Consider the following 15,121-nt stretch of genomic DNA (forward strand, 5'->3'; position numbering starts at 1 on the left):
CAACAGAATGGCACCGTGCGCCTTGATGCCGACACCTGCCGCTCGCGGTTCGCCGCAGCCCGGCACGCCTATCTCGCCACGGCCGACGGCGACGGCGTGCCGCAGCTCGTGCCGGTCACGTTCGCGCTGGTCAGCGCCGTCGACGGCACCGCTGCGGGCGCTCCGGCCGACGAGATCGTCGTCGCCGTCGACCACAAGCCGAAGACCACGCGGGACCTGAAGCGGCTGCGCAACATCGCGGCAAACCCGCGCGTCGCCGTGCTCACGGACCGGTACGACGACGACTGGTCCCGGCTGTGGTGGGTGCGGGCGGACGGCGTCGCCGCCGTCGAGCACGACGGCGAGCCGCGGGAGGCGGCGCTGGACGCGCTGGCCGCCCGGTACCCGCAGTACCGCGAGCGCCGGCCGGACGGCCCGGTCATCCGGGTCCGGGTGGGCCGCTGGTCGGGCTGGGCGCACGGCTAACCGCAGGCCTGGCCCGACCAGCGACCCGGCCCGACCACCCCCCTTCGAGGCCTAAGTTTCTTCGCTTTCCGGCAGCGCAAAGCGAAGAAACTTAGGCCTCGAAGAAGTAGAGCCCCACCGAAACCGACGCGCGATCGCCGCCGCCCGACGGCGCCGCCACCGCCCGCTGCCGCTGCCGCCCGACGGCGAACGTAGGGTCGCTCGGCGCAAGAGGCCTCTTGGAGCGAGCGACCCTACGTTCGGTGCGATTGAGTCGGTGGTAGTGCGCGCCGGCCGACAGCCGGCGCACCTCGGCGTCGTCTCGCCAGCGCGTCCGACGGCGAACGTAGGGTCGGTCGGCTTGAGACGGCTCTTGGGCCGAGCAGCCCTACGTTCGACGCCGAGCACTGGCCGCCGACCGCCGCGTGCCGACCGGGCGGAGCGCTCGCGGGTACTCCCCCACGAGGCCTAAGTTTCTTCGCCTTGACGCGGCCGAAAGCGAAGAAACCTAGGCCTCGAAGGGGACTGGCGAAGCAGAGGGAACCCGGGCGGAGGGAACCGTCAGACCCACTGCACCAGCTGCCACACGATCCCGTTCGGGTCGGCGAACTGGCAGTAGCGCTCGCCCCAGGGCTCGGTCTCGGGCGGCGTGACGACCTCCGCCCCGGCGGCGGAGATGCGGGCGAACTCGGTGTCGAGGTCGTCCACGACGAACGCGATCAGCAGCCCCTGACCGGCGGGGCCGGCGATCCGCTCGGGCTTGAACGTGCCGAGCCCGACCCGCAGGAACACGATGTTGAGGCCGGCGCTCTGGTGCTCCAGCGACACGAACCCGTCGTCGGACATGGCCTCGGTGAACCCGAGGTGCTGCTTGGCGAACTCGGCCGACGCGGCAACGTCGGGCACGTTGAGGGACAGGGCGGTACCGGTGATCTTCAAGCTGACTCCTCGCTCCACGGACTCACTTCATAAACCTTGTACGGCGTACAACGTAAGATGGTTGCAGAATGTTCCCGGCCCGTCACCCGGATTCTGGAGACCCATGCCCCGCGAGCTGATCGACCTGCTCTGGCGCGACCACCCGGCCGCCCCGCGGGGCGGCGCGCGCGGCCCGCAGGCCCGCGTCTCGACGGGCGCGGTGGTCGAGGCGGCCATGCGACTGGCCGACGCCGAGGGGCTGCCCGCCGTCACCGTCCGGCGGCTGGGCGAGGTGCTCGGGGTCTCCGCCATGTCCGTCTACACGCACGTGAACAGTCGCGACGACCTGCTGGTCCTCATGGCCGACGCCGCGTTCGCGGCCATGCCGCTGCCAGAGCACGGGAGCGCGGGCTGGCGCACGCGCGTGCGGCGCGTCGCCGACGCGAACCTTGCGCTGCTCGGCGAGCGCCCCTGGCTGCTGGAGATCGACGACGACCGCACGGCGTTCGGCCCGGGCACCATCGCCAAGTACGACCACGAGCTGCACGCGCTCGACGACCTGCCGCTGGACGACGTCGCCCGCGACGCCGCGCTCACGTTCGTGCTGGACTTCGTCCGCGGGGCCGCGCGGGCGCAGCGGCCCGACCCGCGGGCGGACGAGATGCCGCAGGCCTGGGCCCGCTGGGCGGGACGGCTGGCGGAGTACCTCGGCGACGACCACGAGCTCGCCCGACGGGTGGGCGGCGCCGCGGGCGCGGCGATGAACGCGCCGTCCAGCCCGACCCACGCCTGGACCTACGGCCTGGAGCGCGTCCTGGACTCCCTCACCCCGCCCGCCGAGCGGTGAGCGCCGAGGTCAGGGCTGGGCGTCCGGGGTCTCGTTGCGCAGGCGGGGCTCCGTACGGTTGGCCGGCTTGACCCCCGACTTGTCCTGGTAGAACGCGCGGATCACGTCCATGTCGGCGGCGACGTCGCCGGTCAGCTCGATGCTCGGCCCCAGGCCCGCGACCTTGGCGACGCCGTCCACGTACCCGAGCGTCACGGGCAGGCCCGCCTTCAGCGCGATGCGGTAGAACCCCGACTTCCAGTAGCCCGAGCCCTTGCCGCGCGTACCCTCCGGCGTCACCACGAGGTGGAACTCCTCGCCCCGGCCGACGGCCGCGAGGATCTCGTCGACGATGCTGGCCGGGTCGCTCCGGTCCACGGGGATGCCGCCCAGCGAGCGCATGACACCGGCCATCGGCCCCTTGAACCAGGAGTCCTTGATGAGGAACCGGATGTGCAGGTCCATCTGGAACGCGATGGCCAGCATGAGGAAGAAGTCCGTGTTGGACGTGTGCGGCGCCCCGATGAACACCGTCGGCCGGGTCGGCGCGGGTTCCGTGCGCAGCCGGTAGCCGGTGCCGGCCCAGATCAGTCGTGCAACGGCCCGGCGGATGGTGCGTGACATCGTCGTCCTCGGTTCAGGGGATCGGCGGAAAACCTCAGGCTGCGCTGAGCTTCAGGGTCTGCAGTGTGACAGAACCACGACCCGCTCAACGATTACCGTCCGCCGCCCGTTCCGGGGCGGCCGCCCGTTCCGCGACAGGCCGGCTCCTCAGCGGCGCAGCAGCGGACGCACGCTGCTCGCAGCCAGCCGCACCAGCCCCCGCGAGCCCGCCGTCTGCTCGTCGAACAGCATGAGCGCCACGTGCGCCATCGCCTCGTCGGACGCCGCCACGGCGCGCGTCGCGATGCCCGCCCACGTCTTGGAGCGCATGAGCTGCTGCGCCAGGTAGCACTCGCGGTAGTGCCGCCCGAAGCGGCGGCGGTGCGCCCGCTCGAACCCCGCGAGGACGTCGGCCAGGCCTGCGCCGGCCCACGTCCCGCCGCCTCGCTCCACCTCCCCCAGGTGCTCAGCGAGCTGCACGCCCGCGGCCATGCCGTAGAAGATGCCCTCGCCGCTGAGCGGGTTGATGGTCGCGGCCGCGTCGCCGACCAGCACGGCGGCCCTGCCCCGCGCCGTCATCGGGGTCCGGGCGGCGGCGTGCGGGAGCTGGTGCGTGGCGACGCGCTCGACCCCGGAGACCGAGAAGCCCCGGCGCCCCAGGTCCTCGACGTACAGGTCGAACAGGTCGCGCAGCTTGCGGCCGTGCCGCGCGGTCTGCCGCTTCAGGTGGTTGACGGGGAGCCCGACGCCGATGTTCGCGCCGTCGTCGGGCAGCGGGAAGACCCAGCCGTAGACCGGCAGGAGCGACTCCAGGAAGTCGAACCGGAGGGTGTCGCTCACGGGTTTGTCCGGGTGGGTCACCTTGCCGTACGCGCGCATCGCGATGTGGGTGTGCCGCATCGACGGCCGCTCGACGCCGAGGGCGCGACGCACCGCGGAGTAGGCGCCGTCGGCGCCGACGACCAGGTCGTACGTCGCCTCGCCGTCGGACAGGGCGACCCGCTCGCGTACGCCGTCCGGCGCCGACCCCTCGAACGAGACGCCCTCGCGCACCTCGGCGCCGGCGTCGCGCGCCGCGCCCAGCAGGAGGTGGTCCAGGTCCAGCCGGGGCGTGACGTAGCCCGCCAGGTCGCGGCCCTCCATGAGCGGGCCGCGCGCCAGGGCCTCGACCCCGCCCGGGCCGCTGATCGCCACCGACATCGGCATGTGGAACGGCTCGAGCAGCTCCGACAGGCCGAGCCCGTCCAGCACCCGGCGGGCGCCGGGGCCCAGCCCGTCACCGCAGGTCTTGTCGCGCGGGAACGTGGCCTTGTCGACCACGGTCACCCGGGCGCCGGGAACCTCACGGCGCAGCGCGATCGCGGTGGCGGCGCCCGCAGGCCCGCCCCCGACGACGAGGACCCGGGGTGCGTTGTCGCTGACCACGCCGTCGACCCTAGACCCGCCCGGACCGGCCGGCCAAGGTGGGCCGGGCGGTCAGCGGCGCGGCTTGCGGTCGGTCACGTCCTCGGCGGTGCCGGGCACGGTCTTGCCGTTGGCGTACTTCCCACCGGACGTGGTCCCGGCGTCCGCCGTCGCGCCGCCCTTCGAACCGGCGCCACCCGAGGCGCCGCCCGGCGTCGTGTCGCCGGTGGTGCCCGGTACGGTGCGGTGCTCCCGGAACCGCCGGATGGCCTTGTAGAGGGTGACGCCCGCGATGACGATCGCGATGGCGTCGTCGCCGAGACCGAGGGGCCCCAGCACGCCTTCGGACAGGAGGTCGATCGGGCTCGCCACGTACCCGGCGCCCGCGACGAACGTGAGGATCTCCTGCCAGGTGAACTTCCTGGGATCCTTGCCCCGCTTGTTTTCCTCGCGCATGCCCCGGAACGTAACGGAGAACGGGGAAACTCGCCAGGGATGTCCCGGAAGCCCGTTTCGTGACATCGGCCTCAGGCGGCGCTGGTCAGACGTCTATCGGACGCCGGTCCTCCACCAGCCGCGACGTGTACCCGGCCGCCACCAGCCGGTCGAACGCGCCGATGACGTCGCCGGGCACATCCTCCTCGTGGGAGATGAAGCCGAGCTCGGCGTAGAGCGTGAGGCGCTGCGTCTCGCCGACGAGCATGTCGACCACGCGGTCGGCGTCGCCGACGCCGGCCACGTACTCGTCCAGAGTCTGGGGCCGCGACACGCACAGCACGTCGACGTCGGGCCACACCATCTGGCTCGTCGCGAACGCGCGACGCTGCTGGTAGGGGTGCGAGACGAGCAGCACGGAGGTCGGCTCGACCCCGTGCTCGACGAGCAGGTTGCGGCTGTACTCCAGGTTCTCGCTGGTGTTGGTGGCCTCGGGCTCGACGAGCACCGCCTCGGCGGGCACGCCGCTCGCGATCGCGTGGTCGCGGTAGCCGAGCGCCTCGCCCTCGGGAAAGGCGTCGACGGTGGTGGGCGCGTTGGCACCCGTGAAGACGATCTGCCGGAACAGTCCCTGGTGGTAGAGCTCCGCGGTGTACTCGGCCACGCCGAGGTCGTGGCCGCCCAGGCCGATGCAGACGTCGACCTGCCGCGGCTCGTGCTGCAGGTCGTGGAACACCCACAGCGTCTCTACGTCCTCCCGCACCTCGGCGGGGATCATGACGTTCGGCATATGACGACCATATTGCTCGGAGGAATGGGGGGCACAACCAGAGTGAGAGCGCACGCCTGGATTCCACAGGAATTGCGTGCAATGTCACATTTATCGGGAACAGACCACGAGCGCCGTCGCTCTCCGTCCCCGCGCCCCCCGCACCGACATCCCATACCGAGACAAGGTAGCGGACCCCGGAGAAACCGCCCTACCGCGGGGGATCCTCGTCCTCCTCGGGCTCGCCGGCCGGGTCGGCCGCGACGGGGACCACGTCGTCCTCGAGCTTGCCCGAGAAGAGGTCGTAGTACTGCAGGTGAAGGTGGTAGCCGGCACCCAGCGCGATGCGCCGGACCATTCCGAGCGTGGGCTCGATCTGCCCCGACTCGATGCGGCTGATCGTCGACGTGGGCACGCCCGCGAGCACCCCGAGGGAACTCATGCTGAGCCCTCGCTCGGCACGGATCCGGGCAATGATCTGGGCTGCGTTCGTGAGCAAGGTGCCCTCCCGTCGACGCTCTGCCATCGAAACGTGCCATGACGCACGACAGGGCCTGCCGGAAAGTGAAGATCTGTTTTCCGGCAAGCCCTGTGGGACCTGACTCTATACGTCTATGGCCGTCGCGGCTCAGCGACGGGGCATGTGTCGCGATGTTTCCCCCGGGGGTGCCGCACCGACACGTTGGCCTACTACTCTCAGCCCCCATGGGTACTGCGAGCTCACCGGGGGACGCCGCGCCCCGGCCGGCCGCCGGGCACGGGACAGGACGTCGCGGCCAGGCGGCGCGCGCCGTGCGCGCCCTTCTCCAGGAGCACCCCGCGTGGGTGCTCCTGCGGTCGAGGAACGCCGCGGCCGCCGTCGTGCTGCTCGACCGCAACCTCGGGGCCTCCCGCCGCCGGCTGCCCGTGGAGCAGCTCGCCGACCGGATCGACGACGACGTCCCCGAGCTGCGCCGCGCCGGCTTCGAGCTGCCCTACTCGGGCTACTTCTACGTCTCCGAGTGGATCGACGAGGGCGTGCTGGTGCGCCGCCGCGCCGCGTCGAACGGGGGCGAGCCCGGCGCCGAGACGGTCGAGCTGTCCGACGGCGCCCTGCTCGCCATCCGCTTCGTCTCCCGCCTGAGCCGGCCCCACCCCGCGGTGACGCCGTCCCGGCTCGGTGCGGTGCTCGACGGCCTGCACCGGCTGGCCGACGAGTCCGACCCGGACCCGGAGGCCCGGCTCGCGGCCCTGCTGGAGCAGCGCGCCGCCCTCGACGCCAAGATCGAGCGCGCCCGCCGCGGTGACTCGGAAGCCCTGCCCGCGGACGTCGCCGTCGAGCGCGCCCGCGAGATCCTCGCCCTCGCGGGCGACATCCCCGCAGACCTGGCCCGGGTGCGCACCGAGCTGGAGCGCACGGACCGCGAGCTGCGGCGCCGGCTCCTGGAGTCCGACGGGTCGCGGGACATCTTCCTCGACGACATCTACCGCGGCGTGGACCACCTGGCCGAGTCGGAGGCGGGCCGCGGCCTGGTCGCGTTCCGCGAGCTGCTGCGCCGGTCGGAGCACACGGCGCAGGACGACCTCGGCCGCGTGCTCGACTCGGTGCACCTCGCGCCGAGCGAGGCCTCGGCGCTGCGCCGCCTGCTGCCCACGCTGCAGGACGCCGCCGACGAGCTCACCGACACCATGGGCGTGCTGCGCCGCGCGCTGCAGCGGATGGTGCGCTCCGGGGAGCTCCCGGCCGAGCGCGCGCTGCGCCGGCTGATCGGCGAGGCGCAGGACGCCGCGCTGGCCGCCGCGCCCGACGTCGCCCCCGGCGCCGAGCTGCGCCTGAGTCTGCCGCTGGGCGCGGTGGCGCCCCGCTCCGTGGGCGGCCTCGCGCCGCACAACCCGGGCGGGGAGGACGTCGAGGCGCCGCCCGCCGACCCCGCCCTGCCGCCCCGGCCAGTCTCGCTGACGGCCCTGCGCGCGATGGCCCGCGACTCGGAGATCGACGTCGACGAGCTGCGCGGGCACGTGAACGACGTGGTCGACCAGGCGGGCCGGGCCACGGTCGCCTCGGTGCTCGCCGCGCACCCCGCGACGCAGGGTGCCGCCAGCGTCGTCGGCCTGCTGACGCTCGCCGAGCGGCACGGCACCCCCACCACCGAGCAAGAGGACGTCGGCTGGCGGTCCTCGCGCGGCGTCGCGCGGCGCGCCACCCTTCCCCAGTACCAGTTCGAGGAGCATGTCCCGTGACAGAACCCGTTCCCGGACGAGGTCCGGCGCGAACCGACCCGGCAGACCTCCGCACCGCGCGCCCCGGGCGGGCGGCCGACGGCGGTGCCGCGGCCGCGCCGTCGGGCAGCGGGTCCGGCGGCGAGGCCGGCAGCCGCCTCTGGCCCGGCGACCACGGCACGCTGCCCGCGGCCGCGCGCCTCGCGCTGGCGCGGCTCGTGCGCGGGCCCTACCTGGCCGCCGAGACCGACGCCGACACCTGGCGCGCGCTCCTGGCCCACGAGGACGTGGTCCGCGAGCGCCTCGCCGACCAGTACCTCGACCTGGTGGTGGACGGCGACGCGCAGGTCGCGTTCGTGCGCGACGTGCCGGCGGCCGACGCGCCGCAGGTGGTGCGGGAGGTCACGCTGACGTTCCTGGACACGGCGCTGCTGCTGCACCTGCGCGCGCTGCTGCTGGACTCGGCGGACGGGCGGGTGGCGGTCAGCCGCGACGAGGCGGCCGACCAGCTCGCCGTGTACCGGCGGCGCGGCGGTGGTTCCCCGATGGACTTCACCCGGCAGCTGGACGCGACGTGGGCGCGGCTGATCGAGTCGGGCATGCTGGAGCCGCTCAGCGGGGACCGGTGCACGGTCTCCCCCGTGCTGCGGACCGTGTTCGGGGCGGACCAGGTCGCGGCGCTGAGCGCCGAGTACGCCCGGCTGGCGAAGGAGAGCGCATGAAGACCCCGCACCCGTCCCCCACCGGGCAGTGGCGCCTCGCGCGCGTCGAGCTGGTCAACTGGGGCACCTTCTCGGGGCACCACGTGGTGCCCGTCCCGCGCGAGGGCTTCCTGCTGACGGGCCACTCGGGCTCGGGCAAGTCGTCGCTGGTCGACGCCGTCGCCGCGGTGCTGACACCGCCCGAGCACCTGCGGTTCAACGTGGCCGCGGCCGGCACGGCCGCCACGGAGCGCGAGGCGGGCGACCGCGACGTCGTCTCGTACGTGCGCGGCGCGTGGCGGCACCGGACCGACGAGAGCACGGGCGAGGTCGTGGCCGACCACCTGCGCCAGGGCGCCACCTGGTCGGGCGTGCTGCTCCGGTACTCGGACGGCACGGACTCCGACGACGGCGCCGTGACCCTGGTGCGCCTGTTCCACCTCACGCGCGGCTCGTCCGCGCCGGCGACGCTGCACGTGGTGGTGCGTGGCGAGGTCGGGCTGCTGGACTTCGAGCGGTTCGTCCGCTCGGGCCCCGACGTCGCGGGCGTGACAGCCGCCTGGCCCGACGCGACCGTGAGCGAGCGGCACGCGCCGTTCGCCGCGGCGTTCACGCAGGCCCTGGGCATCGGCTCGGAGCAGGCGCTGGTGCTGCTGCACCGCACGCAGTCGGCCAAGAACCTGGGCAGCCTGGACGACCTGTTCCGCGGGCACATGCTGGACGAGCCGGGGACGTTCGAGCTGGCGGCCCAGGCCGTGGACCAGTTCGCGGACGTGGCGCGCGCGTACTCCGACATCGAGACCTCACGGCGGCAGATCGACCACCTGGGCCGGCTCGCCGCCCTGACCAAGACGTACGACGAGGGCTCGGCGGCCGGGGTGCGCGCCGCGACGCTGCGCGGCTCGCTGGAGACCTTCAAGGACGCGTGGAAGCTCGACCTGGCGCACGGCGCGCTGGCGGGGGCGCGCGCCGCGGAGGAGCGGGCGCAGCACCACCGCAAGGCCGCCGACACCGAGGTCGACGTCGCCGCCAACACGCACCAGCAGGCCGTGAACGTGCTGGGCGCGCGCGGCGGGCAGGCGCTCGCCACGCAGGCCGACCGCCTGCAGCGCGCGGGCGAGATCGCGGCCCTGGTCCGCACCCGGCGCGGCGAGCTGAAGACCGACCTCGAGTCCGTCGGCATGAACATGCCGGAGACGTTCGCGGAGTTCGCGGCGCTCAAGGAGAAGGCCCGCTGGGAGCTCGGCGGCACCAAGCCGCCGGCCACCGGCGCGGTGCCGACCCTCACCGGCGCGATCCCGGCCGTGACCGGCCAGGTCGCCGCCGTCGCGACCGGCCAGGTCGCCGCGGTGACGGGTCAGGTCGCCGCCGTGACGACCGGCGCCGTCCCCGAGGTGTCCACCGACTCCGTGCCCGCGGTCACGACGGGCGCCGTCGCGACGGTCACGCGGTCGCGCGCCCCCGAGCTGCTCGACGGCGCCATCCGGGAGGCCCTGGCCACGCGGTCGGCCGTCGGCCAGCAGCACGAGGCCGTGGCCACCCGGATCCAGGCCGTGCGCCAGACCCAGACGAACGTGCCGGCCGCCCTCGCCGCGGCCCGCCGCGCCGTGGCCGAGGCCGCCGGGCTCGACGTCTCGGTGCTCCCGTTCGCGGCCGAGCTGCTGCGCGTCCGGGAGGACGACGCCGCCTGGCGGCCCGTGATCGAGGAGATCCTGCGCCCGCTCGGCACGCTCGTGCTGGTCTCCCCCGCACACCGCGCCGCCGTGGCCCGCGCCGTCGAGGCCGGGCCCGGCCTGCGCTACCGCGTCGTCGGCGTGCGGAACGACGCGCCGCGGTCCACCGACGACTCGTCCCTGGTGCACAAGGTCGAGGTCAAGGACGGCCCGGCGTCGGGCTGGCTGCACCGCCGCCTGTCCGAGCAGTACGACTACCTGTGCGTGGACGAGCCCGCCGGGCTGGACCTGCACGAGCGCGCCGTGACCCGCGAGGGTCTGATCAAGCACGGGCCGGAGGAGATCGAGCAGCCGCTGCTGCCCGGCGTCGAGGACTGGGCGCTCGGCTGGGACGCGGACGACCGGCTGGACCAGCTCCTGGAGCTCGCCCGCGAGACGCAGGCCCGGCTGGCCGAGGCCGACGAGGCCGTGGCCGACGCCGTCGCCGAGCAGCGCGAGGCCGTGCGCCGCCAGCTCACGCTCCGGCACGTGGCCCGCCGCGAGTGGCGCGAGGTGGACATCGAGACCGCCGAGGCCGACCTGACCGACGCCCAGGCGTCGTTCGACCGGCTGCTGGACGGCACGATGGACCTGCTCCAGGCGTCGCAGGACGTCGCGGCCGCCGAGACGCGGCTGGACCAGGCCCGCGCCGCCGCCGCGGAGGCCGCCGACGCGCTCGCCGAGGCCCGCGCCAACCGCCGCAGCCTGGAGCACGTGGTGGCCGACCTCGGGGACGCGCCGACCAACGCGATCCCGCTGGCGCACCGGCAGGAGCTGGAGAAGCGCTACGCCGCCGTCCGGAAGACGGTCACGCACGAGGTGATCGACGACGTCTCCCTGACCGTGTCCCGCACGCTGGACGCGGAGCGCGAGGCCGGGCTGCGCACGTCCGGCGCCGCCGAGCGGGAGATCGTCGGGCTGCTGTCCGAGTTCCGCCGCCGCTGGCCCGCCATCACGCGCGACCTCACGGCGCAGGTCGGCGACCGCGCCCGGTACCTCGAGGTGCTGGAGCGTATCCGCACCTCCAGGCTGCCGGAGCAGGAGGCCAGGTTCTCCGACCTGCTCACCGACCAGGCGCGGCGTGCGCTGCGCAAGCTCGCCGCGGAGGTACGGCAGGCGCCCGCGACCATCCGCGAGCGCATCGTCGGCGTCAACACGTCGCTCCGGCGGTCGCCCTTCGACACCGACCGGTTCCTGGAGATCCGTGTCAAGGAGCGCCGTCCGGCCGCCGTCGAGGAGTTCCTGACCACGCTCGACGCCCTCACCGGCGACACCGAGCCGGAGTACGAGGTGCTGGAGCGGCTGGTGCGCCGGCTCGGTTCCAGCGACCCGGCGGACCGCGCGTGGCGCGCCCTGTGCCTGGACACGCGGCGGCACGTGCACTTCACGGGCGTCGAGGTCACGGCGGGCGGCATCGCGCTGGCCGTGCACGACTCCTCGGCCGGCCTGTCCGGCGGCCAGCGCCAGAAGCTCGTGGTGTTCTGCCTGGCCGCGGCCCTGCGGTACCAGCTCGCCGGGGCGTCGGACTCCGCGACGCCCGCCTACGGCACCATCCTGCTGGACGAGGCCTTCGACAAGGCCGACACCGCGTTCACGCGCACCGCGATGGACACGTTCGCCGCGTTCGGGTTCCACATGATCCTGGCGACGCCGCTCAAGCTGCTGCAGACCCTCGAGGACTACGTGGGCGGCATCGGCCTGGCGACCTGCCGCGAGATGCGGGAGTCGCGGGTCGACGTGGTGCTGCTGGAGAGCCCGCTGCCCGACGTCGACCCGGTCGCCTCGGCGACTCGGGGCGGGGGTGGTGGTCCGGGTAGCGGTGGTGGTTCGGTTGGCAACGGTGGGTCCGGCTCGTCGGGTGGGCCGACGCCGGGTGGCGGCGGGACGCCGGGTGGCGGCGGGACGCCGGGTGGCGGCGGGACGCCGGGTGGCGGCGGGACGCCGGCCTCTGGTGGTCCGGTGTCCGGCTCCGGTGCTCCGGTGCCCGCCACGCCGCAGGCAGTCGCGCCGCCGGCCGCCGCGCCGCAGGCCGCCGCCAACCCGGCGCCGGCCACGCCCCCGGCACCCCGGACAGCCGCTCCCGTCAGCCCGGGTACGCCCGCGACCGTTGCCCCGAGCACACCCTCTCCCGCAGGCTCGGGTGCGCCCGGTGCCCCGGCTGCTCCCCCGCAGCCGCACGCCCCGGTCCCGCCGCCGCCGCAGGCTGCGGTACCGGCCGCGGGACCCGTCGCGGGGCCAGCCGCGGTACCCACGGCCGACGACGCCGCCGTCACCCCGCCGCGCGGGACTCCAGCCGTGCCGCCGCCCCCGCCCGAGCCGGCCCCCGCCGGTCCCCGGCCGTTGACCTCGGTCACGCCTCCGCCGCCGTCCGCCCCGACGACGCCGGCGGCACCGCCCGCTGCGCCGTCCGACGCGGGCGACGACGAGCCGGAGCCGGACTGGTCCGTGACCGTGACGCCCGAGCAGGCGGACGCCGCCTCGCCGGTCGTCCGGATGACGTCCCGGCGCCCGTCGCTCTAGGCAACCGCCGATCACCTTCGAGGCCCGGGTTTCTTCGCTTTCAGCAGTGTGAAAGCGAAGAAACCCGGGCCTCAAAGGTGAGGTCTCAGTGGCCGCCCAGCTCCCCGCCGTCAGATCCCAGGCCCGCCGCCGCGCCGTCCGCCAGGCCGCGGGCGTAGGCCTCGGCCGAGCCCTCGCGGAACAGGTCGTCCGCGCTGCCCCGCACGAGGGCCCGCGCGCCGGGGCCGTCGGCGTCGGTCACGTGCCGGTCCATGCCGCGCACGACGGCGACCGCGCGGCCTGCCGACTTGCCGCGCACCAGCTCGGACGCCGCCGCGATCTCGTCGACGACGGCGGTCACGGTCACGTTGAGCGGGCGCCCATGGGTGTCGGTGCTGCCGCGCAGGTCGTCGGTCGGGGTGATCCCGGCGCAGCCGATCGCGATGTCGACCAGGGCGTCGCGCCACGGCCGGCCGGCGGTGTCGGTGACCACCACGCCGATGCGGCCCAGCCCGAGCCGCTGCGTGAGCGCGGACCGGATCGTGCGCGCCGAGGCGTCGGGGTCCACGGGCAGCAGCAGGACCGTGCCCTCGGGCGTGTTGCTCGCGTCCACGCCCGCAGCGGCCATGACCAGGCCGAGCTTGTTCTCGACGATCCGCAGCGGCGGCAGCCCCGGGCGCTCCCGCTGGGCCACCACGCGGACGGTCTCGTCGGTGATCGCCTGCTCGCGGTCGTCGGCGGCCACGACCCGCCCCTCGGCCTTGGACACGATCTTCGAGGTGACCACGACGACGTCGCCGTCGCGGGGCCGGTCCTGCTCCTCCAGACCCGCCAGGAGGTCGGCGATCAGCTCGCCGAGGTCGTCGCCGGGGGTGATCTCGGGCAGCCCGTCGGGGGCCCAGACGCTGAGTCGTTCCACGGGAACATCCTCACACCGTCCGACGGCCGGCCATCTCGGCACGGTACTCTGCCAGGCGTCTACGTCACATTTGTCTGTTTGATGCCGCGATCGATAGGGGACCCGTCCGGTGTTGCACGACCCGCCTGCCCGGAGCTCGGCGCCCGCACCGGAACCCGCGGCCCTGCGGCCCGGTGAACCCCGCTCGATCGGACCGTTCCGCGTCCGCAGCCGGCTCGGCAGCGGCGGCATGGGCGACGTCTACCTGGGCTCGACCCGCAAGGGGCAGCAGGTCGCGATCAAGCTGATCCGCGGCGCACAGCTCGACGACGACGAGTTCCGCATCCGGTTCCGGCGCGAGGTGCGGGCCGCCGCCAAGGTCCGCAGCCGGTTCATCGCGAACCTGGTGGACGCCGACCCCGAGGCGGACCTCCCCTGGCTCGCGACCGAGTATGTGGCCGGGCCGACCCTGTCGCAGGAGCTGGCGGCCAACGGTCCCCTGCCCCAGGCGGAGGTGCTGAGCCTGGTCACGGGCGTCGCCGAGGCGCTGCACGGGATCCACCGGGCCGGCCTGGTGCACCGCGACGTCAAGCCGGCCAACGTGATCCTCGGGCCGGACGGGCCGCGCCTGATCGACCTGGGCGTGGTCGCCGCCGTCGACGCGACGCGGCTGACCCTGACCGGGCAGGCGGTCGGCACCCCGATGTACATGGCGCCGGAGCAGGCCACCGGCAGACGGGCGACGGCGGCCGCCGACGTCTGGGCCCTGGGGGCGCTGGCCTACTACGCCGCGACCGGCAACCACCTCTTCGAGGGCGATCACCCGGCCGTGGTGCTGTACCGCGTCTCGGCCGAGGACCCGTCGTACGCCGACAGCCCGGAGTACCTGCGCGGGTTCCTCGACGCGCTCCTGGTCAAGGACCCGGAGCGGAGACCGCCCCTCGACGCGATCCTGCGCTCGCTCGGCGTGCCCGACCAGGCGGTCGCGACCACGCTCCCGGCGGCGGGTCCGGCCGACCTGCCGTCCGCGGGGACCGGCGGGCGGGGCGCCCGCGGCCCGGGGCGCGACAGCACCACCTCGGGCCGCGGCACGGCTGCCGCCTCGCGGGGCGGACGGCGGACGCGGGTCGTCGTGGGCGCTGTCACCGCGGCGGTGCTGCTGGCCGGCTCGGCGTTCGGCGTCTGGTCCTGGCTCGACGACGACAGCGAGCGGAACGACCTCGGCGGAGTGCCGGTGGCCGAGCAGCCGCAGGAGAACGGACCGCCGGAGGACCTCACCGACACCAGCGAGCCCGGTGTGAGCCCCGGGACCGGTTCGAGCCCCGCGGCGGACGGGAGCGTCGACGCACCATGGCCCCTCGGCACCACGAAGGGGCTCGGCGGGGGCTCGTGCTGGAACGTCAGCATCGACCGGCTGCAGGGGCGACAGGCCACGCTCACGGTCTCCTGCGACCAGGCGGGCACCAGCGAGTACGGGACCCCGACGCCGGGCGAGTGGCTGGCGATCTACGCGGTCGGCCCGGACGGGACCTCCGAGCGGGCCACCCGCGCGGAGGCGGGTCCGGAGGACACCTTCTGGGCGCAGGGCAACCTCACGGACCCCGCCGCGGTGACCATGACCGTCACGCTGCCCGACGTCGGTGAGCTCACCGCGGTGTCCGTGGAGAACACCGAGGAGCACGGCTGGAGCTGGGCCGCGACCGGGTGATGCCG

At 74.6% G+C, this 15,121-nt stretch carries 13 protein-coding genes; 6 read left to right on the forward strand and 7 right to left on the reverse strand.

The features are described 5' to 3' along the window. Positions 1–15 precede the first annotated feature (15 nt). Positions 16–465 carry a TIGR03668 family PPOX class F420-dependent oxidoreductase gene (locus H291_RS0120630; RefSeq protein WP_020016923.1) on the forward strand — a complete coding sequence of 150 codons (450 nt, stop codon included), beginning with the start codon at positions 16–18 and terminating at the stop codon, positions 463–465. A gap of 540 nt (positions 466–1,005) precedes the next feature. Here H291_RS0120630 and H291_RS0120640 read toward each other — a convergent pair. Further along, on the reverse strand, positions 1,006–1,383 hold the full coding sequence (locus tag H291_RS0120640) for a VOC family protein (protein ID WP_020016925.1): 378 nt from the start codon (positions 1,381–1,383) through the stop codon (positions 1,006–1,008). Between the two features lie 103 nt (positions 1,384–1,486). Between H291_RS0120640 and H291_RS0120645 the strand changes: the two genes are divergently transcribed. Beyond that, complete coding sequence (locus tag H291_RS0120645) at positions 1,487–2,209, forward strand: TetR/AcrR family transcriptional regulator (protein ID WP_020016926.1); 723 nt, start codon at positions 1,487–1,489, stop codon at positions 2,207–2,209. Positions 2,210–2,218: 9 nt separating this feature from the next. Here the strand turns inward: H291_RS0120645 and H291_RS0120650 are convergent, their stop codons facing one another. From H291_RS0120650 to H291_RS30990, 5 genes are all read right to left on the reverse strand, one after another. Continuing rightward, positions 2,219–2,812 (reverse strand): 1-acyl-sn-glycerol-3-phosphate acyltransferase, encoded by a 594-nt coding sequence (locus tag H291_RS0120650; protein WP_020016927.1) that lies wholly within the window; start codon positions 2,810–2,812, stop codon positions 2,219–2,221. A 147-nt stretch (positions 2,813–2,959) separates the two neighbouring features. Next, positions 2,960–4,216 (reverse strand): NAD(P)/FAD-dependent oxidoreductase, encoded by a 1,257-nt coding sequence (locus H291_RS30980; RefSeq protein ID WP_020016928.1) that lies wholly within the window; start codon positions 4,214–4,216, stop codon positions 2,960–2,962. 51 nt (positions 4,217–4,267) lie between these two features. Then, complete coding sequence (locus H291_RS34275) at positions 4,268–4,651, reverse strand: DUF1232 domain-containing protein (protein WP_020016929.1); 384 nt, start codon at positions 4,649–4,651, stop codon at positions 4,268–4,270. A gap of 85 nt (positions 4,652–4,736) precedes the next feature. Further along, positions 4,737–5,420 (reverse strand): YdcF family protein, encoded by a 684-nt coding sequence (locus H291_RS0120665; RefSeq protein ID WP_020016930.1) that lies wholly within the window; start codon positions 5,418–5,420, stop codon positions 4,737–4,739. Between the two features lie 190 nt (positions 5,421–5,610). Next, positions 5,611–5,925, reverse strand: coding sequence for a helix-turn-helix domain-containing protein (locus tag H291_RS30990; protein ID WP_033327435.1), 315 nt, complete (start codon positions 5,923–5,925; stop codon positions 5,611–5,613). Positions 5,926–6,104: 179 nt separating this feature from the next. Between H291_RS30990 and H291_RS0120675 the strand changes: the two genes are divergently transcribed. From H291_RS0120675 to H291_RS0120685, 3 genes are read left to right on the forward strand one after another with little or no spacing between them, the layout of a single operon-like run. Next, positions 6,105–7,619, forward strand: a complete 1,515-nt coding sequence (locus H291_RS0120675) for a DUF3375 domain-containing protein (protein ID WP_198012555.1) — start codon at positions 6,105–6,107, stop codon at positions 7,617–7,619. Next, a complete protein-coding gene (locus H291_RS30995; RefSeq protein ID WP_020016933.1) occupies positions 7,616–8,320 on the forward strand; it encodes a DUF4194 domain-containing protein in 705 nt (234 codons plus the stop codon). The genes H291_RS0120675 and H291_RS30995 overlap by 4 nt, the downstream gene beginning before the upstream one ends. Beyond that, positions 8,317–12,531 carry an ATP-binding protein gene (locus tag H291_RS0120685; protein ID WP_020016934.1) on the forward strand — a complete coding sequence of 1,405 codons (4,215 nt, stop codon included), beginning with the start codon at positions 8,317–8,319 and terminating at the stop codon, positions 12,529–12,531. Before H291_RS30995 ends, H291_RS0120685 begins: the two co-directional genes overlap by 4 nt. Positions 12,532–12,616: 85 nt before the next feature. On the opposite strand, the gene cofE is transcribed toward H291_RS0120685, so the two are convergent. Continuing rightward, positions 12,617–13,429, reverse strand: a complete 813-nt coding sequence (gene cofE / locus H291_RS0120690; RefSeq protein ID WP_020016935.1) for a coenzyme F420-0:L-glutamate ligase — start codon at positions 13,427–13,429, stop codon at positions 12,617–12,619. A 109-nt stretch (positions 13,430–13,538) separates the two neighbouring features. On the opposite strand from cofE, the gene H291_RS32795 reads away from it, so the two are divergent. Beyond that, on the forward strand, positions 13,539–15,116 hold the full coding sequence (locus H291_RS32795) for a serine/threonine-protein kinase (protein ID WP_020016936.1): 1,578 nt from the start codon (positions 13,539–13,541) through the stop codon (positions 15,114–15,116). The last annotated feature ends 5 nt before the right edge of the window (positions 15,117–15,121 follow it).

This window comes from Promicromonospora sukumoe 327MFSha3.1, from assembly GCF_000385135.1.
GTDB lineage: Bacteria > Actinomycetota > Actinomycetes > Actinomycetales > Cellulomonadaceae > Promicromonospora > Promicromonospora sukumoe_B.